The following is a 24,624-nucleotide window of genomic DNA, read 5'->3' as shown; positions in this document are numbered from 1 at the left end:
TTCTATTGTAATATTTCCTATTTTTAGTATAACTCATCAACTGTTCCTTTCCGATAGCTTTCTATATAATGAGAACCTAGACACATTTGTAATTTCACAAATTTGATTTACAGTCATATCTCCCTCTTTATTAAGCTTTACTGCATGATGTTTATGGTACTTCTTTAACCGACCTTTAAACTTTCCTTCTTTCTTAGCCAGTTCAATTCCTTCACGCTACCGCATACGGATAAGATCACGTTCTGGTTGGTTTACACCCGCCATAACCGTAATCTTGCACCATATGTCACCTTTTTGCTGGGAACATATTAATTTGCTAGGAGAATACCATTTTAATTCAGAGAAAGTGATCTCATTAGATTCTTTAAGGCCACTGAAACTTTCTTAACATTATTAAAAACGGGAGAATCGTCAGAAAAAAAGGTTTAGCATTGTAACATTTCCCTGACGGTACCCATAAAGAAAAAAGGCATTAATTATATGCCTTTTTTCTTTATCATCATTTAACTGGATAACAAACTTCTGTAACCCACTTATTAGGATCCGATTCCATCGCTGGGCTCACATGATAAATATTATACATTGGACCTGCTAATTCGTAACCTTCTGTCTCAATCCATTTTGCTGCAGCCTCATTTACAGCTGTCATTTGTTCATAACTTCCATTAACCGTTATGGAAGCTACATTAGTTGATTCAATATTTTTAAATGTAACGTCTTTTGTCTTTTCGTGCTTCCCTAAAATACTTAGCTGTATTTCTACATCTACATCATTTTCTTTGTATTCACGATCATGGAAAACTGCAATACTATAACTCGGATGGGCAATGCTAATATTTTTCATTTGTATTTCTTGCATTAATATACCCCATAAATCCCCTTCGCGATTATAAGATGGAATAACCTTTCTAACACTAGCTACATTTCTTTCTGGAATTTCTTTTATTGAAACATGATAGTTCATCTCAACAACATCCTCTCTCATCGTTTTCATTGAGGCTTCGAGAAGACGTAATTGTTTTTGGAGGTCATCCATTTCATCCTTTATTTGAGCACTACGATTTTCAAATTGTAATTTTATTACTTCCATATTATCGCTCTCTACTATTTCTTTAATAGTAGCAATATTAAACCCCATATCTTTTAATGTTTGAATTTGATTTACTTTCTTTAATTGGGCTGCTGAATAATATCGATATCCACTTTGTTCATCGACTTTTACTGGCTGTAATAATTCCACTTTATCGTAGTGTCTCAACATACGTATACTAATGGAAGATAGTTTTGAAAAATCCCCTATTTTAAACATGTTTTCCTCCTATGAATTACATCTACTTCGAAGCTCAACTTCATCTTAAACAATGACATTGTGTGAGAGTCAACTACTTTTAATGATTTAAATAATAATTAAATGCGTTATATTTATATAATTAAAATTGCATATTTTCATTTTTATAATCAATTATGCTAATCAACATATTAGTTGTTTCGCTTAATTATTTATCTCCAGACATTCATAAACCGCCATCATATCTTGTTTATCCAATTCACGAATGCGATTAAAAATTGGTATTTGCGAAACATCTTCTGTTAATAAGCTTTCATCCACAACATCACAAACTTTTCCAGTTAACCATGTTTGTACATCCACGCTCTCAACAACTTCTTTTAGTCCTTCGTCATTAATACCAGTTGCAGTACAAGTTACACATGGAATTGTTAGTTTAAATACACCATCATGTAGATTATCTTCCGTTATAACTTTCTTTCCTTTACAGAATGGACATGGATTACTTTTTTTAATTTTATTAATTTGGGTAACTAACTTTTTGTATCCAAACGCTTCGTATACATACGTAAGTTTTTTATATTTACCATTTGTGAAATACTTATCTATAATGTTTTCTCTCGTTTCATAAACATTAGGGAAATCACAAACAGTTACTTGATTATTAACACTAATGGATTCGATATTTCCTTTTATTTCGTCCCAGAATGGTAAGACATTTTGTAACACCATTTCGTAGTTTGAAAAGCTTGCCTGTTCTAATTCAAACATTTTCAGTGCAACTTGTGCTTTTCTTGGCAATAAAGAAACATCTTCTGTCAATCTCATATCGCCACCAACAATAGATTTCAATTTTTGAAGTGCAGGTAAATCACCGACTATCTTCAACACTTCATCAATAGGTTGATTGATAATTTCACGAATATCGAAGTTAGCAAATTTAAGCGGTTTTTGATGATTTAATACCGTTCCCTCACAAATTGGACATGTTATCAATTCTTTAGAAGTCTTAATTTCCTCTTTAATAGCTGCTTTTGAAATAACAATATATCCACCAATAATCGTATTAAATCCTACCCATGTTCTGCGTGTCTTTCCTTTTTTATCATAAAATGATTTTTCAAAATATCCGTACCAAAACGTATGCTTTTCTTCTTCTGACATATCATTATAGCTCTTTGATAAATCGTGACCAAGCTCATTTTTAATTTCTTCAAATAAAAATTCTATTTTTTCATATTGATAAAATTTTAATACTTTCATGATTTCCGGATCAAATAAACCATCCCAAAATGGAACGTTTTTATCTTGAATTGCAATATCTTTATCAAAAACTTCAATTTGAAGGCGTCCAGAACAAGATGGACAATGATTGTCCTGTGAATAGAAATCAAAACTTCTCGTATCTTTATTAGTTGGATGAGCAGCTACAATATGATTAATTAGTCCACCAATTTCATATAAGAAACTATATTGACTATATAAATGTCTTTCAAGATCAATAGCAACAACAGGTGCAATTGTATCAGATTCATATTCACTATAAATTAAACGGGCCATTGATGATAAACTTTTTAAAATACCACCCTTATAAATATTTTCGGCATTTTTAAAATAGTGAATATGATTTTCTTCTAAATAGTGAACGCCTTCTTTATGCTTAAGTGCTGAAGAAATATGTATTTGCTCTGCATTATTCACACTGCTTTTTTGACGATAATAATCTTCATGACTTACTACATCAAGATGCTTTATAGATTCAAGCTGTCTTTTCCCGAAATCTACAATATAATCAGAGCTTTCTAACATATAACTATTATGTTCAATCATGATGATAGAGACTGATTCATCTTGTAATATCCCTCTAACACTATCTATAAATTGGTTTAAAATATTTTGTGATAAACCTTTTGAAGGCTCATCAAAAATAAATAATGTATGTGGATTTCTTGTGTTTGCAAATAACTCCGAAACTAAATGAACACATTGGAACTCACCTGTTGATAATGTTTGTGTTTTTCGTTCTAACGTTAAATAACCTAGTCCTAATTTAATTAATAGACTCAAGCGTTTATACGCAATATCTTCATTTGGGAGTTCATCTATAATATCCTCAATCGAACGCTCAAAAATATCATCAATTTCTTCGCTATACTTTGTGAGTTTCTTTTTAATATCTAGGAAAGTGGCTACAGTTGATCGACTTGTAATGGATTGATTTCGATCTTGTCCTACCATAACTAATTTATCTTTTGGATATCGTTTCAAGAAATCTGTAGCTAAACATTCATTGACAAGTGTAGATTTCCCGCATCCAGATTCTCCAGTAACCGTCACAAGCCTATTTTTAGGGATTTGAAACTCCGCCATTTGGATATTACGGCAATTTAATTCATGGAATGTATAATATTCTGTTGGTACTTCTTTATTTAGATCCGACAGTATTGGTTTTGGTCTTGGCGATTCTTTCACAATTTGTCCACCATATTTTCCGCTACCAGGTCCAAAGAACAATTGCTCATCTGTTGTATCCAGTACAGTATCTGAATGATCAATGAGCCAAATTTGATTTTTACACCCTAACTGCTTAATCTCTTCTAATATTTGTAATAATGTTTCATGATCAAGTCCAACTGAAATCTCATCAATAATAATTACAGCATTTTCGCTTACTGCCATAAATTCAGCCAAATATAGTCTTGTTAACTCTCCACCTGACAACGTACCCATAATTCGATTTAATGTTAAATAACCAATGTTCATATTAATTATATTTTTCAGTATATGTTGCTTTGCTTCACTAATATTTAACTCTTCCGCTAACGAAAGAATAGACTCAACACTTAAATCATTAATATTTGAAATTGTATGTGGTTTAGCAAATAAATCTATCGTATGTTGTTCGATTTCTTCGCTATAACGTTTTCCCATACATTTTTTACACTCAATATTTTTAGTAGTACCTCGGCCTTTACAGCCAGTACACCAGCCTAACTGGTTATTGAATGAAAAAACCTCAGGTGAAAGATGAAATACATCAGCAAGTTTTTCACGTACCTCTGTGAAAACACCAGTATGTGTACCGATTGTTGAACGTGGATTGGAAGAAATCGATGATTTTCCTAGAAAAAGAACTAAAGGCATATCTTCTATCTTAATAGCACTAAAATTCGTTTCCATAATGTTAGGAAATAAATATTGATATTCAGCCTTTGGCAATAAAGAAACTAATCGTTTTTTTGATTCTTCACCAATCGTTTGACAAAAGGTTGTTTTACCTGATCCTGATAAACCAGCAATTCCAAACGACTTATTAAATGGAATAGCTGTATCTAATTTATTTATGTTATTAGCAATTAATTGATTTACTTTCATATTAACCTCTATTCTTATTTTTCATGAAAACCATTTTTACAATATAATAATTACATAATAAATATATTATCTTACGTAATTATCCTCTCACTTCAAGAACCTTATCCTTATATATTTCAAACCATTGTTGCCATTCATCTTTAGAAAATTCTTTTTCTTTCCCTTCTAGTACGGAAGAAAAAAGATCTAAGCAAATATGCCAACCAGCTATATCTTTCGGTGTATGATCAGTTAATACATGAATGTACTCTTTAAGAAGTAAAAGAGTCCCACTTTCTTCTTTATGTATTTCAAATCGGACACGATCTTTATCCCAAGTAAATTCAAGTACTGAATTTACTTGACACTCTAAAATATCAATATTTATAAATGAACCGTCCATCATGTCGAACTTTATTATTCCACCCGTTTTAAGACTTTCAATTTGTAAATTAGACATCCATTTTTTAAGCTTACTGTTTTCTGTTAAAACAGACCAAACTTCCTCTATCGAATATGAAAAATAACGCTCAAATTGTACTACATATTCATTACCTTGTTTATCTATTACAGCTAACATTATAAATTAACCTCCTTTTCGCCTAAACGAATGTACGTTCTATTTTTATTTTACATGATTTCAATAAAAAAGGAAATCACTATTACATCCCATTAATTTAAGAGGTTTTTGTTAACTCCAAAATTGATCGACTTATTATATATGAGAGCTCTAATCTAATTGACCATGCTTTTATCGGGTCAATAATATTATCTTGGTTAAGGTTGTTCACGTATTTTAAACCTTCTACCGCAATGTAACCAATATTAAAATCTGTAAAAGTATTTATAATCATTGGCCATTCTCCATCAGTCATTCTGCATTTAGAATATTTTATTATGTAATCAATTGCTTGTTTTGATAACGCACATGAACCAGCTGTAATATCTACTTGTTTCCCTAATTGTAATGACATAATTTTATTCGATACTGTTTCTGTAATTTTCCATTCTTTAGGATGTGTCTGAAAAGCTTTCTCCGTTCTGCCAATGATTAAGTAATCTACATCAACTATATTCTGAATGAACGAATTAAGCTCAGCTGGATATTCTTTAATCCAAGTTAGCAAACGATCAAAATCACAATAGTGATAGTAATCATGATTATAGTTACTAACAAACTTCAAAGAATCCCTACGTGTGTTCCCTACTCCTAATTTTTCTACTATATTTATATGGAAGTTACATTCTGCTAGTTCTTTTACAACCTCTTTTGGTGTTACGTTACTAATTGTTATATATTTTTTATCATAATTTAAATTTAACAATTCCTCTTTTAGTTCTTTTATTGTAGATAATAAGCTCCCTGTTGGATCATGAGTAATGCATGTTAATACCACTTGTTTTATAGGTTGCATAGTATATTCATCCCCTTTGCAAAATAAAAAGCAGAAAGAACACTTTCTGCTTTTTATAATTAATTGCTTGAAAAACTTATCATTTAATCGCATCAACAATTAAAGATGGAAAACCAAGTTTATCACCTTTATTTCTAGAATCATATCTTTTCGAACGGAAAATAACACCGTCATTTGCATCCCATTCGTTGTAATAAAACTGACCATTTTCATCACAATATTCAAGTAAAAATACCTCAAATCCAGCAATTTTAAACATTTCCGTTAATGTTTTATAATTATGAACAATTTTATGACTTGCTGCTGGATGATCTTTCGGACCAGGTCCGCCTATTTGAACTATATTTTGGTATGCTTCGTCTCGGAAAAATGCATCAGGAACACCGCACCGAATGTGCCCTGCTGGCTTTAAAAATTCATAACAAATTTCTGCTGCCCTTACACCCTCTTCAAACGTAAGGTGTTCCCATACATGCTCAGCTAAAATAGCTGAAATAGAATTGTATTCAAATCTTTCTTCCCACGTAACTTTATCTAGTAAATTAAGTTCATCTTCTTGCGTTTGTATCCAACCTGGATTATTATTAAACACCCCGGCTCCGACTACTACTTTAATTTCATCTTGTTTTGTTCCCATCACTTTCACCTCGTGAAAATTTCGATTTATTAATATATTCTATGTTTACTATTATCCTTCCTTCTTCAACAAATTTAGTAGCATGAATCTAGTACAATACCGAACTCATCCCCTAAAAACTATCTAATGTAACGATTTTTCTTACAGAAATATAGCACGCCAAACATTAGCACAAAACCAATCACGTAAAAACTTGTTGTTCCGCTGCCACCAGTATTAGGGATTACCCAATTATTTTTCACATTTTTCACTGTTAGTTTTTGTGTCCTTACCGCTTTTGTAATTTCTATTTCTATTGGATCTCTAAGTAACATATATCCGTTTGGCGCTTTTATTTCTTTAATCGTATACTTTCCAAGTACTAACTGGTTGGAAATCACCTTTCCTTTTTCATCCGTTGTTAATCTAGTAACTTCTTTACCTTCTTTATCTAATACTTGAAATACAGCACCTTTTAGTTTTAAATTAATATCCTTATCATCAACTTTCTCAATTTCAAATTGCCCAGTCGGGTCTGGTAATTTCTTATTCCCTATTTTAATTTCTACTACTGTATCTTTTTCTATTTTTACAGCTATTTTATCTTTTAATAATTCATAACCTTTAGGTGCTTCTACTTCCACTAGGGTATAGTTACCTATTGGTAATTCCTTTGATATCACTTCTCCTTTTTCATCTGTTACTAACTCACCAACTACTTTTTTATTTGAATCTTCAATATGAAACTTTGCCCCTGCTAGCTTTTTATTTTTATCGCTCGTATCTACTTTTACTAACTTCATTTTCCCCATTGGATCTGGTAATTTCTTATTCCCTATTTTAATTTCTACTACATCTTTTTCTACTTTTACAGCTATTTTATCTTTTAATAATTCATAACCTTTAGGTGCTTCTACTTCCACTAGGGTATAGTTACCTATTGGCAATTCTTTTGATATCGCTTCTCCTTTTTCATCTGTTACTAACTCACCAACTACTTTTTTATTTGAATCTTCAATATGAAACTTTGCTCCTGCTAGCTTTTTATTTTTATCGCTCGTATCTACTTTTACTAACTTCATTTTCCCCATTGGATCTGGTAATTTCTTATTCCCTATTTTAATTTCTACTACATCTTTTTCTACTTTTACAGCTATTTTATCTTTTAATAATTCATAACCTTTAGGTGCTTCTACTTCCACTAGGGTATAGTTACCTATTGGCAATTCTTTTGATATCGCTTCTCCTTTTTCATCTGTTACTAACTCACCAACTACTTTTTTATTTGAATCTTCAATATGAAACTTTGCCCCCATCAATTCTTTATTATCATTATTACTATCTACTTTTTTTATCTTTACTTTTCCCGTACTAGGCTTGTTCCAATGTTGCCAATAAAATTTGAAATTGTGAAATTCAAATCCACCAGTTTGTTGTACTGCACCGACAAATGCTTGTCCATTAATCGAACCGCCTTTTGTTTCTAATACAGCATTTGGAGCAAACATACTCCCAACGACACCATATCCCTCTGTTGTGATCTTTTTTGCATTAGGAAAAACCCAAATCACCTTCCCGTATAACTCAGTGAACGGTGAATTAGGAGAATAGGGTTGTGATGTAGGAATTATATCTGTAGCCCTACCAATATCGTTCGTGTCATATAAGATAGCACCATTTTTAAATGTAACCTCTTTTGCATCTGAATACATAACGATAAAATCTTTTCCTTTAGCATTAGGTAAAAAGACATCTCTTATATCTAAATTGATTTTCCCTACCAATTCTGATGAAACATAAATATTAGGATTGTTTATATCTTTTCCAATTCCATAACTCATATTTGGAATTGGGGTATTCGTTTTATATTGACCTGCATTTTTACTGACTTGGTTCACTATGTTGTGAAATTCATTAAATTTCGCGTCAATTTCTAGTTTTTCTTTATAAACGATACGATCATAAGAAGATTGTATGATACGATCTGGATCACTCTCTTTTGTCATTACGACTATTCCATTTTGAATGATAAAAGATTCCTCTCTTGATTTTTTAAATTTTCCAGACAATAACAAGGATGGATATCCCTCATCATCCCATTTTTCCCCAACTATATTAGATGTTCCCGCTGCTGCACCTACAATTGTATAACCAGATGCATCCATATCACCTTGAACTGCAATTGCTCCTTCAATGTCTCCACCTACTGCTATATGGTTACCAAAGACAACAGCATTATAACGCGATATATCCCCTAGACCTTCTAAGTTAGTCGTGGATCCATATGCTTCTTTTGGTGCATATACGACAAAACTTACACATAACATTAACAAAACCATAAAATGAATACTTACCAACTTTAATCGTAACCTCAATTCCTTTGTTCCCACCTTTACCGTATTTTTTCTACAGTCGAATAAAGTGAAACTTTTTTCCGTGAGGATTTACTTCATCCCCTATATACCTTCTTTGCTTATCTCTGGATTTTCGGTCCCACTGCCCATTAATACAGGATAAATAACTTCATTCTATCGAGTTAATTTTTTCTTATAAATTGCGACTAGTAACACACAGAATAATAGGATTAAGACTACTACGGTCCACTTATTAAACATAAATATCTCTTTACGCATTTTTTGTTTTACTTTCTCGTTAAACTCCACACGCTCACCTCGAACCAGTAATCTATTTGTATTTACTCCATAAGGCGTACATGTAATTAATGTTATATAATCTTTATTTTCCACAATTTTCAAATCGTCCGTTTCGTGTGGTAACACTACTTTAATTTGATCTACTTTATAAGCAAGAATTTTGTCTAAAGAATGAATATAAAAAAGATCTCCTTCACTCAATTTATCTAAATCTGTAAATAATTTTGCTGATGGTAAACCACGATGCCCTGTTAAAATAGTGTGCGTATTTTCTCCACCTGCCGGAAGTGAAGAATAATCTAAATGACCTACCCCGCGACTCAAAACTTCCTCAGAGGTCCCTTGATAGATTGGCAGTTTTATATTAATTTTCGATATTTCAATATACCCCATTACATCACCTAAATTTAACGCATCGACATACGCTTGATGATGATTATTTTTTTCTTCAGAAAATGGATCTGCAAATGTTTTCATGGAAGTTTGAACTTGTTTATTATATTCGGTTGCTTCTTTTTCCCTACGTTCAACTTCTTTCTTTTGTAGTGCTTTGATCTTCTTATCGTAGGAGCTAATCTCAGAATAATGTGCACGAGTCGCCAACCAATTACTAATAGTAGGATATAAAAAAATAGCTAATCCAAATAAAAAAATACCTCCTAAAACAAAATTTCGTTTCATATTTCCACCTCTGCATATACTAAAATATTGAAAAGAGGGGAGCATTTTGCTTCTCCCCTTTTCACATCACTTGGTTACATGTTCCTAAAACCTTAATTATTAGCAAACTTTTTTCTAAAGAAAACAAATGCCGCTGTAGCCATTAACGCAAGGCCTAGTACAGTAAATAGAGTCGTTCCGATACCACCCGTTACAGGAAGAACCCATCCACTTTTATTATTTTCAATCGATAATTTAACCGTTTGATTATTTTCGCTAATCTTTACATCAATAGGGTCCTTTAATAATTGATATGAAGCTGTTGTACCATCTTCTTTTGTATAAGTTGGTGCTTTCGTTTCAAAAATTTGATAGTCTCCATACGGAATGTTAGTCCATTTAATAACACCATTTTCATCTGATACACCTGTGACTTCTTTACCTGCCACAACAACTATTTTTCCATTTTTATCTTTAAGTACAAACTCCGCACCTTTTAATTTCTTCTTATCAGCACCATCAACTTTTGTTAACTCGATAATTCCAGTTGTCGGAACAACAACTACAGGTTTAGATTCCTTTTCTCCAATTACATCATTTTTATTTATAAAATCAATTTTTGCTGTATTTAAAATTTCCGAACCAGATAGTACTCCTTCTTTTACTTGTGATTTAATTTGTAAATGAAATTCTTTTTTACCATCTAACTTTGTGAAATCTTTTACTGTAGCTGTTACTTTTTGGCCTTCTACAGCTACCTCTACAATACTTGCATTTACTTCCGTTCCATCAATTTTCACGACTGGTTTTCCTTGAATCATTAAACGATTGTCTAAAGTATCTGTTACTACATATTTTTTGTATTCTTTAATGTCTTCTGGAATTAATGTTTTGATATCATAATTGTAATTAGTTAACGGATTAATTGGTAACGCTTCCAAATCCCCGTTAATCTTTTTATCAATATTTGGTTCTTCATAGTTTTGCACTTCTACTTTAACTACTGTACCAGAAGTAATTGTTCCATCTTCGTTAATAGTTCCGGAGTTCTTTATAAAAAACTCGTGTTTAGTCGGATCTAGTACATACCCTTTCGGCGCTTTTGTCTCTTGGAAATAGTATTCCCCATACTCTAATCCTTGCACGCGAATATGCCCATTACCATCTGTTGCTAACTCTTTTTTCACTTCTGTACCATCTTTTTTAAATAAAGAGAATACTGCACCTGCTAATGCTTTTTCATTTGCACCAGTCTTTACTAAATCAACTGCACCACGTTTAATCTCATTTTTCGGATACATATGAACATCATAGTTTAGCACTTTACCCTCTTTATTCGTTAATGGAATATCCACTGTATACGTATTTGGATTTAGGTTAACATGCGGAGGTCCTGCCACTTCTTTCACTTCATAACGTCCTAGCGGAAGATCTTTTAATACAGCTTGTCCGTTATTATCTGTTACTACTTGAGTTGGAGTTGCTCCCATTATAGGCTTCACATCTTCTTTCACGATTTTCCCATCGTTTGAAATTTTTTCAAACGATGCAACCCTTTTCACTTCAAACGTTACACCTTTTAACGGTTTCGCATTTGTTGGTACCTCTTGATTTGCAGAGCCATCACCTTCTAGCCCCGGTGCGCCATCTTTTTCTTTTTCTTTTTCTTGTTCATATTTATGAATCGTTAAAGTACCTTTGGATGGTGAAGCTGCCTTTACTAATACACTAGACCATGTAGAAAATGTTAAGAAAAATACTAAAAGCACACTAAATATTTTTTTCATTTCTCTTATCCCCTTTACTACTTCTATCATTTTAAAAATCTCTTTATTACTATTACCCTCTTAAAAGCAATAGTGTGCCAAGTACCAGATTTAAACGAGTAACCTAAAACATAGTCGTCCAACAATCCATTGTTTACAATCACTTATTCACTCTTCTTATTTTCTATTATTACGTTGTCTCTCCGTATGATATATGTAGTTTTCCCCCTGAATTACACTTATATCTCTACTTCGAAAATCGTTACATATTAACTTCTATCGAAAATTCACATTAATTACTTAACTTCAATTCATTAATCTCTCCCTTCCTATCCCTATTTAAAATCCAATCTTAATCATTTTTGATACATATAAGCAATGAACAACGAATAAGTGTGACAATTCATATTTTACGTTCCCCCCTAAAACTATTACCTGTATATTCAAATAATATGTGCTAACCATGTTAAATTATGGTATTATTCTTAGAAGTTTATAATTTTTATAGATAAAGTTTTTCCGTTTCTACTTATTATGAAAAAAGGGAATATATAAACATTCAACTATTACACACAACTGTAAGGAGGAATAATATGACTAAAAAGCTCAGTCTAGTTGAGATAGAGTACATTTGTAATATGTTTTTCCAATCTTTTGAAATTCCAGTTTGTTTTTTAGATTGTAACAAAAATATTCTTTTAGAATTTACATCAAAAGATGATTCACATTCGTTCTATAAATCAAAAAAAGAACAGTTACATGTGCTTTTTCAAAAAAATGATTCATTTAATTCGCCTATCTTCAGAATTCACCAATATTTAGGGCACTTCATTTTAATTCACATAAAGAGCCATTATATAGTGAACGGTACTGTTATTATTGGGCCCTTGACACATGTAAATTTTTCTACAAGTAAAACGGATAGTAACCTTAATTTTATTTCGAATTATAAAAGAACAAGAGACCATTATTTTTCATTGTCAGTCAAAGATCAAAATTTCTTTGTAAATATAGCAATATTGTTCTATAATATTCTCTATAAAAAAAATTCAGATGTAAGTACCTTTTCAAATAACAGTGACTCATTTCATGTAAGTCATAGCAGTATCTTAAACGAGGATGTATATATTTCAATGCAAAAAAACGAATCTATCTGTCATAATTTGTATATAGAGAACCAACTACTTGGAGCTATAGAAAACGGGGATAAAGAAAGCGCACTCAAATATTATTACGAATTCCAACAAGAGACTCTTTCATCCTTATCTTCATTTCATCAATTAAGACGTCATAAAAACATTTGTATTTCATCCATCACACTTGCTACTAGATATGCTATAAAAGGAGGACTTCCTTCCGGGATCGCTTACAAGATTTACGATCTACACATTCAAAAGACAGAGGATTTAAAAGACACACAATCTGTTTGGGATTTATTAAGAAATGTTTTCTGTACTTTTGCAGACTGTGTAAAAGCACAAAAAGTACAGAAGCACTCAAAGACAATCGCTATTTGCAAAAACTATATTTTTGAAAATATTTACAATCAAATATCTGTTAAACAACTTGCTAAATTTGCAAACGTAAATTCAGATTATTTATCTATATTATTCAAAAAAGAAGTCGGTATTTCATTAATTGAGTACATTCAACGTGAACGAATCGAAGAAGCAAAAAAGTTATTAACTTTCACAACCTATCCCTTATCAGACATATGTGCTTCGCTCAACTTTAGTGATCAAAGCTATTTTACTAAAATTTTTAAAAAATTCACTAACGAAACACCTGGTAAATACCGAAAATCTCATGTTGTCATATAGAGTTAAACTTTCATTAAAACAAAGTGTTTTTAGTAACTTATCAATGGCAGATTAGAATTACTTCCACACTCATGGCCTTTTGAATTTAGGCTATTTTTAAATCAAAAAAACACGTTACTATTCTTTTATTTGAATGAGAATAGTAACGTGTTTTATATGTAATGTAGGTCTGTAGGCAAAACAGTGTCCAGGCACAAAGTTTTATAGAAGCCAAATACACTACTTAAATACTAAAATCTTATTAAGTAAAAAATTCATCTAATAATTATTGTGTGAGAAATAATCCCTACTATTATTTTTATATCTTTCTAAATTTGCGAACCAAAGTGAGTACTGTACTGACAATAATCATCCATATGCCCATTGCTGTACTGTTCGTTTCACTTGCACCCGTGTTGGGAAGCTCTTTATATGTAGATTCTTTTTTATCAGAATTAATGCTGTTCGGGATATTACTGTTATTAGTAAGACCTTTAGCTTTGCTAGTATCTTTATCCTTCACTAATACTTTTTGTATTGCATGTATCTCATTACCTACAGAATCTGTGACACTATATATTATTTTAAAAGTACCAGCTTTAGAGGGATCTACATCTCCTTCATAAACTACTTTAGAAGTAAGGTCACCGTTTTCCTTATCAGTAGCTGATACTCCTACCATTGGATCGAATTGATCCCCCTCAGTAATTGTAGTTGTAGCAGGTACTTTTAGTATTGGTATTTCATTTTTAACTTCATCTCTAACTTTGACCGTTACAGTTTGTTCCGCAGTTACTTTATGACCTTTAGAATCTGTAACTATGTACGTTAATACGTAAGTACCGGCTTTAGTGCTATCTACTTCACCATTAACTTTTACTTTAGAAGTAAGGTCGCCGTCTTCTTTATCAATAGCTAATACCTTTGCCATTGGATCGAATGAATCTCCTACATGAATTGTCGCTGCAGTAGGCACTGTTAATGTAGGGTTTAAATCTAATGTTTCTCCATTTCCCTCTACAATTACAGTCTGTGTAGCCGCTGTATGTCCCCCTTGAGAGTCAACGACCGAGTAGTCCACAATGTATGTACCTGGTTTAGAAGTATCTACATCGCCTTTATGTTTTACTTTATTTGTTAAATCACCATCTTCTTTATCAACAGCTTTTACGTTACTCATCGGGTCAAACGTATCACCTATACGCAGTGTAATTGTAAACGGTACAGTTAGCTCTGGGATTTCGTTTTCTGCGTTTTTTTCGTTTTCTTTCACTGTTCCTTTAATTTTTGCTGCATCAAAAGCTTTTTGAACCGCTTCAATCTCAATTGAGTTCGCTCCATATTTGTTTGTTGCAACTTTAAGACACGCTAATCTTAATTCAGAGAAATTAGAAGTCATGTTCAATTCATCAGTATTTGCATAATAGAAAATATCAAACATTTTATCTTCACCAATACCATTTACAGTTACACCGTTATGAGTGCCACCTTGTGCAATTAAATACGCGACTTTATTAATAATACTTGAGTTGAAATGAACGCCCTCATTATCTTCTCCGTTTAAATCACTGTATTTGCTATAATCATCTGGATACGGTACTCCATTAAAAAATTTGACTGCAGATGGATTTTTCATATTACGAAGAGCTGATCCAGTTTGTTCTCCTATTGTCCAATTAAATTCTCCATTATTTATATATTTCTCAATAGCCGTTCCCATAATATCAGATAATGCCTCGTTAATTGCTCCAGATTCTCCGAAAAATTCAAGATTAGATTCGCTAGATGTAACCGCATGTGTAAATTCATGGCCCGCTATATCAAACGCTCTAACCATTGGATCACCATATATAAGCATACTAACATTGTTAACATTAGCACTAAATGCATTTCCCCAATTTTTAGGATCATCTATTTCTCCAGAATCCCATGCATGTACAACTGAAACTACTTTTTTCCCCTTATTATCAAAACTATTACGCTTATATTTGTCTTTATAAAAATCATATACGTTTGTTGCTAAGAAATGAGCACTTACCGCTTTTGGATCATTAAATGTTGTTGAAGTGCTAGTTGCTAATATACCAGGATAATATTTACCTTCTAAAGTAATATCTCTATAATTTACATCGTACGTCTCAATTCCTTGCCCCCTTGTGTAATCAGCAAGCGCATATTTCCCGTTACTTTGTTCAGAAATACCGAATGTACGAGTTATACCTAAATCATCTTTTCCAGTTCCGGTTAATGATTTAAAATTGCTTTTTTTACTCTCCTTAATAGCTTCAACATGCTCTTCACTTACTTTTAAATCTGACTCTTGCACCATATTTTTCAACATATCACCATTATGAGCATTCACTAAATAAGTTCCAGTTACATAGTTTGGTGTTGCAGCAGCAAATGTAACTTGATATGCATTGCTAGCCTGCCCATTATTTTCAGTAACAAAAATAACTTCCTTAACTTCTGGTTCAGAAATAAATTTAATATCGTTCCCGTATTTCGTATAAATATATTGTTTTGCTTCTTCTTTTGAGAAAGTACTAGTGTTCTTTAAATCTACCTGTGTTAAATTTTGTGCACTTTCTCCTGAAATACTTTTAATAATACCCTTTTTATCTACATGGGCAGTCAATTGGTGTCCATATACTTCTTTACCTTCATATATTTGTTGCATACGCACAAGTGTAGTCCCATCATAAGAAGCACGTTTTTGAACAACTTTGTAATCTACTCCTTTGTCCCCACTAACTTGTTTTGGAGACAAAGCATGCTCCGCCTTTTCCTTAAGTGCATCTTTCACTACGTTCTCAGGCATCTTTTGTGATGGTTGTGTAAGTGCACCTGTACGGAACGAATCCTCATGAATTTCAACTTGCATTTGACCCGTTTCTTCTGCATAAGCTATTCCATATGGTGTTACACTTGTTAAAACTAACCCTGTTGTTAATGCAACTATAGCTATTTCTTTTTTATTCTTCATTTTATTTTCCTCGTATAATTTCCTAAAATATGAAACTGCTTCAATGTATTCCTATCAAAAATAGAAAAAATAAAAAGTACATCACATTACGCAAAACTGTATTATAAAAAGATGACTTCTGTAATCAACAAAAGTCACCTCTTCAATATGTCATATCCCTAATATATTTTTAATACATACTTTCTATATGAAAAAGAAAAAGTATTCTTTAACGAGCATTTTGCAATACTTTTATTAGGTCATTTATATTTTCAACTTTTTGCTGAAACTGATCAAGCCTGTTATGTAGCAATGAAGGATTCTTATCTTCAGTTGAAATAACTTTTTTTAATTCTTGTTCTAATTTATCATATGTATCAAAGAAATTATCAAATTCTACACTTATAAGTTCTTCATTTTCACGATAAAATCTTTTTGCTTCTATATAAGTCATATATGATTTATTTAAAAACCCTAATGAAATTAAATATTTAGAAGTGTTTTCTTGATAAATGGCAATATCACATGCTATTTTAATATCAGAATAAGTCTTTTGAACGAAACAATGTAATTCAAAAATCTTAAACTTTAATCCATTATTCATTTCATCCCCTCCCATCCTATCTATTTTACATAAAAAAAGAATATTATACAAAATAAAATATCAATATAGCACAAAAATAAAAAGCGAAATAATGACTCCTTTCGCTTTTTATAACAATACATACATTTCATATTGTGCTAATGAATTCTTTTCAAATCCAGTTTTCTTTAAAAACCCTTCCAGTAAATTGTTGTTTGGAAACCCAATTGATAAACTTGATACATGTAAGTTTTCTCTTGCTACTTGTAATAATTTTGATCCAATACTACGATTTCTATAGTCTTTGTCTACGAATATAAAACTAATTTTACCTTGTTCATTCATACATATTGAACCCTTTAAATCATTATCGACATATGCACCGTAAAATGTATTATTTGTTTTTTCGATATAATCCATATCATTTTGCCAATTTATATGGAAGTGTAACCATTTCTGAATTTCAACTTTAAAAGCTGGAAATTCTAATTGTTTTACTTCAATTTCCTTACAATCTTTATTTATTATTTTAGTCATATCTTTTAAATTATAATAAGATAGATCGTACACTTTTTCATAGCCTAATTTCGTATAAAAATGAATCGCTCGGTCATTGCCTACAATGACTTCAAGAAAAAGTTGCTTACACTCATTTTGAAGCGCCTCTTCCTTATGCAGTTCAAATAATTTTTGACTCACACCAATACCGCGGTAATTAGGATGAACCGCTAATGTTCCACAACGCATTGTTTTTATGTTTTCATAATCCTTTATCCCGCCAAGTATTACACCAACAGATTTGTTACCGTCTAAAGCAAGAAAGGAATGTTTTAGTGAATTCCCTTCTGGTCCCAAAAACCTTTTTATAAAATCTTCTTTTGAAACTTCCATTTTAATAATGTAATCTGAAAATCCATCTTTAAAAGCTTCATACACTAAATCTATACTTACTTCACTGCATCTTTTGTATTGAATCATATAAAATTCTCCCCCACTTACTCGTGTTAAACTTAGCATTCAAATACGTAAAATGTACTAGTGCCAATCTACCCATCATTCTTTAACTTTTAATTAAACCATTTAATTTGAAATAAACGGGCACTTCCCTACATATCTCTCACTGTTAATTTGTTTTATCACAAATGGTGCAATATCACTATTTTGAATTTTGATTCCTGGCATATCTACTAAACTCTCCTTTATATTTCCAATGCTCTTCCCTTCCATAACAAATGGTAATCTAACAATTGTCCAATCTACATCACTACCTTGAATAGTTTGCAATTCTTTATATTTATCTTGCATCATCTTTGATAAAAATGCTTTAAACAAGGTAGCTCCTATTTTATTTACAATTCCCTTTTGATCTTCTGTAACATCTAAAGAACCACCAGAAATTAGAATATATCGTTTTATTTCAAACTCTTTCATTGCTTCTAAAATATGCTTTGTTACTGTGCTAAAAATATAAGATTCATTTTTTGGTTGACCTACCGCATTAATTACAGCTTGACACCCTTGAAGTAATTCACGTATTGAAGAAAAATCACGTGCATCTCCAATAATAGTCTCTAAATTTTCATTAGTTATCGTCATATTATTAGAATTTCTTGTTAATATTTTTACTTGATATCCCTTTTCTAATGCTTCGTTTACAAGGAATTTCCCAGCTTTCCCGTTTGCACCCAGAATAGCTATTTTATTTGTACTTTCCAATATTAATCCCTCTTACTATCTATTATTTACTACATTAATCTCATACACACGTAAAAAAGCAATTAAATGCTCGCACGCTCGTTCACACGCTAACATTTTAAAGATTTTTTGTTCCTCTTTCGTTTTATCATTTGCTTGATCTGAAGCAGCTTTTAAAATGAGAAAAGGTTTTTTATTGATTTGACACACATAAGCAAAAGCTGCCACTTCTTGATCAACCGCCAATGCTCCATATACAGTATGGAGTAAATATCTCATTTCTGAACTACGGATACGTTGATCTCCAGATAAAAATGTACCATAATGAATCGGATCATAAGATCGTATCTTTTTTATTCTTCTTACAAGTGACTTTGTTGTTTCAATAGGTGCTGTTCTACCATTATATAAATTAAAAACATCTTCCCCCGAACCAGCAGCAGTAACGTCGTGTTGTATTGCATTAAGGGCTACTACAATATGTCCATTTTTCACCTTATTTGATAGACTTCCACATATACCTGTCATAAACAACTCATCTGGCTGAAATTCACTAATTAATAATTGCGCACAACTAGCACAGCTTACTTTCCCAACTCCAGTTATAACAGAAATAATTTCCAGATCATTGATATAATGAAAATGAAATTCCCAAGCTGCTCTTTTTTCAATGCGTTCACTTGGATAATATTGATGCAAATACGTAAGTTCTGGTTCCCATGCGGCTACGATTGCAATACGTTTCATTACACGCTTCACTTCCCCCATTGTTGTCATGTAAATAAGTTATCTATACTTTCTCGTTCATAATCTGGAATCCACTCTTTATATTTCTCATATAAATTTCGTATTGTTTCTTTATTCTTCGCAATTACTTCACATCCTCTATCATCATAAACAAACATGATAATATCTTTCGTTGCATTTATGAGAAATACATCTGGATAAGAAATCTCTTCCTTACGTCCAAAACGAGGATTAAGACCTGGAAAATCTTCATGATTCGCAGCTTGAATAAGCGGTTTATACTTTATATCGCTAGCAAAACATTTTAACGAAAGTTGATATGTACAATATAAATTAGCTTCTTCATCTTCAAATAGAAAAGGTACTGTTTCTTGTCTTATTTGGAACTTTAAATCCCTCTTTTTAATAAATCGATTATATACATTTATTTTCTGCGAATTTTTCACGTTTTCCTTTTTAAATCGATAAACATTTATTACTAAAAACACTTCATCTTCTTTTGAAAATATATCTTCAAATAAGTATTTATTATATGTATATAGTTGAGTGAAGTATTCCATATTTACATCGTCGGTTCTTTCGACATTTCGACATTTGGACATTTCCCTTTCCCAAAATGAAAATGCAAATGATTTTTCCACTGAAAGTATATATGTGGTACTAATGTAACTCCAGGAAATGTTTGATTCATATATTCTTTTAATTGCATTCTTATACCCTTTCTACTCTACAATTTCTTTTAACTGCCAATATGCATCATCTAGCCACGGATGTAAAACTTTCAACGTGTCTCTTCTATCCCACAAATATGAAATATATGAAAAAGCACCATGTTCTAAAGATTTTTCTAATCCTTTTTTTACTTCTACTAAATAAGGTGGTGTCCCATTATGATCCCACTCTATTTTATCAGCAACAAATAACACTAAATCCATCTTCGTTGCATGCTTACGTAGTGTAGTATGACAATTAATTGCATTTAAAATTTCTTCATCTTCCACTTTAAATATCTCTTTTGCAATTATTTTCGACAATTTTTGATGAATAATCATCGGGAATTCTCGTTCTTCTAGTAATATCTCTATTCCAAATTGTTCAGCAACTGCAACCCGCTCTTCATTCGGAAAGATTGCACTAATATCATGTAAATATGCTGCCATTGCTGCCTTTTCCTCGTTTTCATGATACTTAATCACAATTTTCTGGGCTTCATTTGCTACCCGAATTGAATGCTTATATGTAAGTTCTTTATTGTATTTTAATAGAAAAACTTTTATATTATTTTCAATTTTTCCAGTCGGAGTAAATGAATAAATATCTTTATATAACATCATAAGTCCCCCTTCTTCCAAACATTCAATATAACGTTGTATTTAAATATCCTTTTTATTTGTATTCGTTATGAATGTTTTAATCCCTTTTTTATACGTTACATGAAATTTTATGTGGAATCATGGCTACAAAATACATAAATGTTTGATATTATAGTAATGTTAATGATTTGTTAGGAAAGGAACTACATAATGAAGAAAAACATATTAATTATTGATGATGATAAAGAAATTGTTGAGTTACTTGCTGTTTATTTGCGAAATGAAGGCTATAACATTTATAAAGCATACGATGGCGATGAGGCATTGCAAATGATTTCTACATATGAAGTTGACCTTATGGTTTTGGATATAATGATGCCAAAACGAAACGGATTAGAAGTTTGCCAGGAAGTTCGTGAGAATAATACTGTACCTATTCTTATGCTGAGTGCAAAAGCCGAAGATATGGATAAAATATTAGGTCTTATGACAGGTGCAGATGATTATATGATTAAGCCATTCAATCCATTAGAATTAGTAGCTAGAGTGAAAGCTTTGTTACGAAGATCATCTTTCCAAAATGCCACTTCCTCCAAAAATGAAGATGGTATTATTCGTATTCGTTCTGCTGAAATACACAAACATAATCATACTGTTAAAGTAAATGGAGAATATATTAAACTTACATCTATTGAATTTGATATTTTATATTTACTTGCGAGTAATACCGGAAGAGTATTTAGTTCCGAAGAAATTTTTGAACGCGTTTGGAATGAAGATGGTTATGGCTCAAATAAAACTGTAATGGTCCACATTAGTAATTTACGGGATAAACTTGAAACAGGAATGAATGGAGAGAAGTTTATTCATACTGTTTGGGGAGTAGGCTATAAAATTGAGAAATGAAGCATTTGATATATTAAAAGATATCCCAAAATGGAAGTTGATTTTTTGGTTTATGTTAGCCATCACACTTACTCCTATTACTGAATTAATAATATATCGTCTTGTTACAAGTGTAATTGAAAGTTCACTTACATTAAGCGAACTCGGCAAAGAATTCATTAGAATTTTTGGATATGAAAAATATAAAGGAATAAAAGAATCTCTCTGGATGATGATTGTATCTTATTTGTTTTTATTTTCTATTTTTTCATCCTACCTATACATTTTTTATCGTCATGAAAGAAAGCTTTACTATGAAACTTGTATTAAAAAAATGATAGAAGAGATTCGTTATATTGCAGATGGAAACTTCAATCATAAAATTTCTATCGTACATCATAATTATCTGGAAGAGTTAGCGACCGGTGTTAATCAAATTGTTGAACAATTGAAAGTCTCAATTGATGAAGAAAGACAGGCGGAACAAGCTAAAAGTGAACTTATTACAAATGTATCGCATGATTTACGTACTCCTCTTACCTCTATAGTTGGATACGTGAATTTAATCCACCATGATAATTATAGAGATGAAGTGGAATTACGCTATTACATACAAGTCATTTACGATAAAGTAACCCGTCTTAATGCATTAATGAATGATTTGTTTGAATATACACGTGTTCAAAATAAAGAGTTAAGTTTATTTTCTGCTCCTATTGATATTGTAGAGCTACTTGGACAATTAACTGTTCAATTCCGCATACAGGTTCAAGAAGCTAATATAGAATGTCGACCTTCTTTTCCATCTCAAAAACTCATGGTATTAGCTGATGGTGATAAATTAGTTCGCGTATTTGAAAATCTAATTATTAATGCTATCGCTTATGGTAGCGATGGTGAGTATATTGATATTACTGCTTACGAAAGTAATAATATGATTGCAATTGATATTACAAATTACGGCCAGCCTATTCCGAGTACCGATTTACCTCATATTTTTGAACGTTTTTATCGCGTGGAGAAATCGCGCTCGACAAACACTGGTGGATCTGGACTCGGATTGGCAATTGCAAAAAGTATTGTCGAATTGCATAAAGGAACAATTGAAGTATATAGTGATGAGAAAAGAACAACTTTCACTATAAAACTACAACCATATAAATGTTAATACAATTTAATTTTAGGTTCAATTTCTTATCATATAAGAAATTGAACCTTTTATTTTCCATCAATATCCAAAATTAAATAATCCTTTATAATTCTTTAGAAATTCTTTACCTTTTCTTTCTTCCTAATTAAGCATTCTTTTTTACAATACTATTATTGATGTCATAGTAGGAGGATCGCTTATGCAATTCTTGAAAAAATTCACAATTTTATTATTATCTTTTGTTATTACAGCACTTATCGTTTTATATTTTTACCTTTATGTAAATGGTCCAATTATTCAAGCTAAATCAGCTATTTTAATAGATGCTAATTCAGGTGAAGTTGTTTATAAAAAAAATGAAGAAATTCCTATACAATCAGCTACTTTATCTAAATTAATGACAGAGTATATCGCAATGGAGCAGCTGAATGAAGGGAAAATACAGTTAGATGAATTAGTAAAAATAAATAACGAAGTTTTCCGAGCAGAAACGAGCCCTATACAAGTAAATTCGAAAGATAAAACGACAGTTCGTGATTTACTTCATGCATTGTTTTTGACAGGGAATAATCGTTCCGCACTTGCCCTTGCAGAACAGATTGCTGGAAACGAAGATAACTTTACACTTGTAATGAATGAGAAAGCAAAACAACTAAAGTTATCACAACCATCCCCGTTTCTAAATGCTACTGGAATGAATAACGATACAAATAAACAATCAACTACAACAGCTATAGACGTAGCTAAACTAGCAACACAATTAGTAAAAGACTTTCCTAATGTATTGAACATTACGAAACTAACCTCTTACCAATTTACCTTCAAAGACTCAAAAGTTTTCAACACAAATAAAATGATTTATTCCCTTAATAAAAACATTAAACTCCAAGGTGTTGATGGCTTACAAACTAGTTTTTCAACTAATGGTAATTATAGTTTTGTCAGTACAGCAAAACGAGGAGATACTAGACTTATTTCAGTAATATTAGACGCCGACGATGAAAACAGTACTTTTATTGAAACAAAAAAATTACTACAGTATGGTTTTGATCCTTCCTCGTACTCTGCACTCCAAGCTTTTAAAGATACTGTTACATCGTGGACAGTTTTACTTCAGTTTAAAAATTTGATTATACAAACATTATTGATTTTCTTCATTATTACAATTTTAATGTTTTTACATATACGTCAGAAAAAATCCGAGGATTTCAACTAAGAAATCTTCTTATATATAAAAACCGGCTTGCATTCACAGTGCAAGCCGGTTTCTAAATCTATAGTCCTCTTCCAATTAAATTCGCTGAAACAGGCTGAAGATTTAATTCTCTCGCCCATATAGATAGCTGACCGATATGGTGAATTTCATGTACAATTACATGTCTTAAAACTTCACCGTATGTATATGTTTTATCTGTCCACGAAGCTTTTAATATCTTACATTCTAGGCTAAATGACCACAACTGTAAAAAATCTTCTAATTCTCGTATATATAAATTAGATAACGCTTTCACTTTTTGGATGGATTGATAATCTTTAAACTGCGGTTCATTATCTTCTTTTCCTTGAAGCGCACTAATCCAGCTGTACTCAACATCGACAATATGGAATAATGTTTCTAAAACACTCCCAACACCACCTACACGCTTGCGGAGTAATTCTTTCTCTGAAAGTTGTTCACACCACTTAAACCAATCATCTCTTACTTGCCAATTGTATTGAAATAACGTGTACATA

19 protein-coding genes and 2 pseudogenes are annotated in these 24,624 nt (G+C 31.5%); 4 read left to right on the top strand and 17 right to left on the bottom strand.

Annotation, left to right across the window (positions count from 1 at the left end):
* Window positions 1–36: 36 nt before the first annotated feature.
* From NHG49_RS13225 to NHG49_RS13185, 9 genes and pseudogenes are all read right to left on the bottom strand, one after another.
* Window positions 37–273, bottom strand: a pseudogene (locus NHG49_RS13225) (helix-turn-helix domain-containing protein); the annotation flags it as partial.
* A gap of 226 nt (window positions 274–499) precedes the next feature.
* Entirely contained in the window at window positions 500–1,309 is an 810-nt protein-coding gene (locus NHG49_RS13220; protein WP_098111713.1) for a MerR family transcriptional regulator, read from the bottom strand.
* Window positions 1,310–1,492: 183 nt separating this feature from the next.
* A complete protein-coding gene (locus tag NHG49_RS13215; RefSeq protein ID WP_258126102.1) occupies window positions 1,493–4,663 on the bottom strand; it encodes an ATP-binding cassette domain-containing protein in 3,171 nt (1,056 codons plus the stop codon).
* 79 nt (window positions 4,664–4,742) lie between these two features.
* On the bottom strand, window positions 4,743–5,222 hold the full coding sequence (locus NHG49_RS13210) for an SRPBCC family protein (RefSeq protein WP_064475309.1): 480 nt from the start codon (window positions 5,220–5,222) through the stop codon (window positions 4,743–4,745).
* Between the two features lie 97 nt (window positions 5,223–5,319).
* Window positions 5,320–6,057, bottom strand: a complete 738-nt coding sequence (locus NHG49_RS13205; RefSeq protein WP_064475308.1) for a hypothetical protein — start codon at window positions 6,055–6,057, stop codon at window positions 5,320–5,322.
* Between the two features lie 79 nt (window positions 6,058–6,136).
* Entirely contained in the window at window positions 6,137–6,694 is a 558-nt protein-coding gene (locus NHG49_RS13200) for a class I SAM-dependent methyltransferase (RefSeq protein WP_064475307.1), read from the bottom strand.
* A 119-nt stretch (window positions 6,695–6,813) separates the two neighbouring features.
* The gene (locus tag NHG49_RS13195; protein ID WP_258126100.1) at window positions 6,814–9,048 is read right to left on the bottom strand and encodes an MSCRAMM family protein; all 2,235 of its coding nucleotides are present in this window, start codon (window positions 9,046–9,048) and stop codon (window positions 6,814–6,816) included.
* Between the two features lie 153 nt (window positions 9,049–9,201).
* Entirely contained in the window at window positions 9,202–10,008 is an 807-nt protein-coding gene (locus NHG49_RS13190; RefSeq protein ID WP_103655349.1) for a class C sortase, read from the bottom strand.
* A 92-nt stretch (window positions 10,009–10,100) separates the two neighbouring features.
* Complete coding sequence (locus tag NHG49_RS13185; RefSeq protein ID WP_154131490.1) at window positions 10,101–11,774, bottom strand: LPXTG cell wall anchor domain-containing protein; 1,674 nt, start codon at window positions 11,772–11,774, stop codon at window positions 10,101–10,103.
* Window positions 11,775–12,346: 572 nt separating this feature from the next.
* Between NHG49_RS13185 and NHG49_RS13180 the strand changes: the two genes are divergently transcribed.
* On the top strand, window positions 12,347–13,573 hold the full coding sequence (locus NHG49_RS13180; protein WP_258126099.1) for an AraC family transcriptional regulator: 1,227 nt from the start codon (window positions 12,347–12,349) through the stop codon (window positions 13,571–13,573).
* A gap of 298 nt (window positions 13,574–13,871) precedes the next feature.
* Here the strand turns inward: NHG49_RS13180 and NHG49_RS13175 are convergent, their stop codons facing one another.
* The 7 genes and pseudogenes from NHG49_RS13175 to yqeK form a co-directional block, all read right to left on the bottom strand.
* Window positions 13,872–16,538, bottom strand: a complete 2,667-nt coding sequence (locus NHG49_RS13175; RefSeq protein WP_064475302.1) for a M4 family metallopeptidase — start codon at window positions 16,536–16,538, stop codon at window positions 13,872–13,874.
* Window positions 16,539–16,746: 208 nt separating this feature from the next.
* Window positions 16,747–17,121, bottom strand: a complete 375-nt coding sequence (locus NHG49_RS13170) for a hypothetical protein (protein WP_001059012.1) — start codon at window positions 17,119–17,121, stop codon at window positions 16,747–16,749.
* 108 nt (window positions 17,122–17,229) lie between these two features.
* Window positions 17,230–18,078, bottom strand: a complete 849-nt coding sequence (locus NHG49_RS13165; RefSeq protein ID WP_000617082.1) for a GNAT family N-acetyltransferase — start codon at window positions 18,076–18,078, stop codon at window positions 17,230–17,232.
* Between the two features lie 102 nt (window positions 18,079–18,180).
* Window positions 18,181–18,816, bottom strand: coding sequence for an SDR family oxidoreductase (locus NHG49_RS13160; RefSeq protein ID WP_064475300.1), 636 nt, complete (start codon window positions 18,814–18,816; stop codon window positions 18,181–18,183).
* Between the two features lie 15 nt (window positions 18,817–18,831).
* Window positions 18,832–19,572 (bottom strand): 5'-methylthioadenosine/S-adenosylhomocysteine nucleosidase, encoded by a 741-nt coding sequence (gene mtnN / locus NHG49_RS13155; RefSeq protein ID WP_098102356.1) that lies wholly within the window; start codon window positions 19,570–19,572, stop codon window positions 18,832–18,834.
* Window positions 19,569–20,251, bottom strand: a pseudogene (locus tag NHG49_RS13150) (DUF3885 domain-containing protein). The gene mtnN and the pseudogene NHG49_RS13150 overlap by 4 nt, the downstream one beginning before the upstream one ends.
* 13 nt (window positions 20,252–20,264) lie before the next feature.
* Entirely contained in the window at window positions 20,265–20,873 is a 609-nt protein-coding gene (gene yqeK, locus NHG49_RS13145; protein ID WP_064475299.1) for a bis(5'-nucleosyl)-tetraphosphatase (symmetrical) YqeK, read from the bottom strand.
* Between the two features lie 192 nt (window positions 20,874–21,065).
* On the opposite strand from yqeK, the gene NHG49_RS13140 reads away from it, so the two are divergent.
* The 3 genes from NHG49_RS13140 to NHG49_RS13130 all read left to right on the top strand — a co-directional run bounded on the left by NHG49_RS13140 (window position 21,066) and on the right by NHG49_RS13130 (window position 24,106).
* Window positions 21,066–21,761: a response regulator transcription factor gene (locus NHG49_RS13140; protein WP_064475298.1), complete on the top strand. Its 696-nt coding sequence runs from the start codon at window positions 21,066–21,068 to the stop codon at window positions 21,759–21,761.
* The gene (locus NHG49_RS13135; protein WP_064475297.1) at window positions 21,751–22,908 is read left to right on the top strand and encodes a sensor histidine kinase; all 1,158 of its coding nucleotides are present in this window, start codon (window positions 21,751–21,753) and stop codon (window positions 22,906–22,908) included. Before NHG49_RS13140 ends, NHG49_RS13135 begins: the two co-directional genes overlap by 11 nt.
* A gap of 181 nt (window positions 22,909–23,089) precedes the next feature.
* Entirely contained in the window at window positions 23,090–24,106 is a 1,017-nt protein-coding gene (locus NHG49_RS13130) for a D-alanyl-D-alanine carboxypeptidase family protein (protein ID WP_258126098.1), read from the top strand.
* 58 nt (window positions 24,107–24,164) lie between these two features.
* Here the strand turns inward: NHG49_RS13130 and NHG49_RS13125 are convergent, their stop codons facing one another.
* Entirely contained in the window at window positions 24,165–24,623 is a 459-nt protein-coding gene (locus NHG49_RS13125) for a DinB family protein (RefSeq protein WP_064475295.1), read from the bottom strand.
* Between the last annotated feature and the right edge of the window lies 1 nt (window position 24,624).

This window comes from Bacillus sp. IBL03825, from assembly GCF_024712505.1.
Taxonomy (GTDB): Bacteria; Bacillota; Bacilli; order Bacillales; family Bacillaceae_G; genus Bacillus_A; species Bacillus_A wiedmannii.
The sequence above is the reverse complement of the archived record's forward strand: the minus strand, read 5'-3'. Positions and strand labels throughout refer to the sequence as shown.

Bases quoted from the DNA above. Each gene is read 5' to 3' on its own strand.
- NHG49_RS13175 (WP_064475302.1), bottom strand. From the start codon at position 16,538: ATGAAGAATAAAAAAGAAATAGCTATAGTTGCATTAACAACAGGGTTA.
- NHG49_RS13185 (WP_154131490.1), bottom strand. From the start codon at position 11,774: ATGAAAAAAATATTTAGTGTGCTTTTAGTATTTTTCTTAACATTTTCT.
- NHG49_RS13215 (WP_258126102.1), bottom strand. From the start codon at position 4,663: ATGAAAGTAAATCAATTAATTGCTAATAACATAAATAAATTAGATACA.
- NHG49_RS13180 (WP_258126099.1), top strand. From the start codon at position 12,347: ATGACTAAAAAGCTCAGTCTAGTTGAGATAGAGTACATTTGTAATATG.
- NHG49_RS13200 (WP_064475307.1), bottom strand. From the start codon at position 6,694: ATGGGAACAAAACAAGATGAAATTAAAGTAGTAGTCGGAGCCGGGGTG.
- NHG49_RS13140 (WP_064475298.1), top strand. From the start codon at position 21,066: ATGAAGAAAAACATATTAATTATTGATGATGATAAAGAAATTGTTGAG.
- NHG49_RS13165 (WP_000617082.1), bottom strand. From the start codon at position 18,078: ATGATTCAATACAAAAGATGCAGTGAAGTAAGTATAGATTTAGTGTAT.
- NHG49_RS13210 (WP_064475309.1), bottom strand. From the start codon at position 5,222: ATGTTAGCTGTAATAGATAAACAAGGTAATGAATATGTAGTACAATTT.
- NHG49_RS13220 (WP_098111713.1), bottom strand. From the start codon at position 1,309: ATGTTTAAAATAGGGGATTTTTCAAAACTATCTTCCATTAGTATACGT.
- NHG49_RS13190 (WP_103655349.1), bottom strand. From the start codon at position 10,008: ATGAAACGAAATTTTGTTTTAGGAGGTATTTTTTTATTTGGATTAGCT.
- NHG49_RS13170 (WP_001059012.1), bottom strand. From the start codon at position 17,121: ATGAATAATGGATTAAAGTTTAAGATTTTTGAATTACATTGTTTCGTT.
- NHG49_RS13125 (WP_064475295.1), bottom strand. From the start codon at position 24,623: ATGTACACGTTATTTCAATACAATTGGCAAGTAAGAGATGATTGGTTT.
- NHG49_RS13205 (WP_064475308.1), bottom strand. From the start codon at position 6,057: ATGCAACCTATAAAACAAGTGGTATTAACATGCATTACTCATGATCCA.
- NHG49_RS13130 (WP_258126098.1), top strand. From the start codon at position 23,090: ATGCAATTCTTGAAAAAATTCACAATTTTATTATTATCTTTTGTTATT.
- mtnN (WP_098102356.1), bottom strand. From the start codon at position 19,572: ATGACAACAATGGGGGAAGTGAAGCGTGTAATGAAACGTATTGCAATC.
- yqeK (WP_064475299.1), bottom strand. From the start codon at position 20,873: ATGTTATATAAAGATATTTATTCATTTACTCCGACTGGAAAAATTGAA.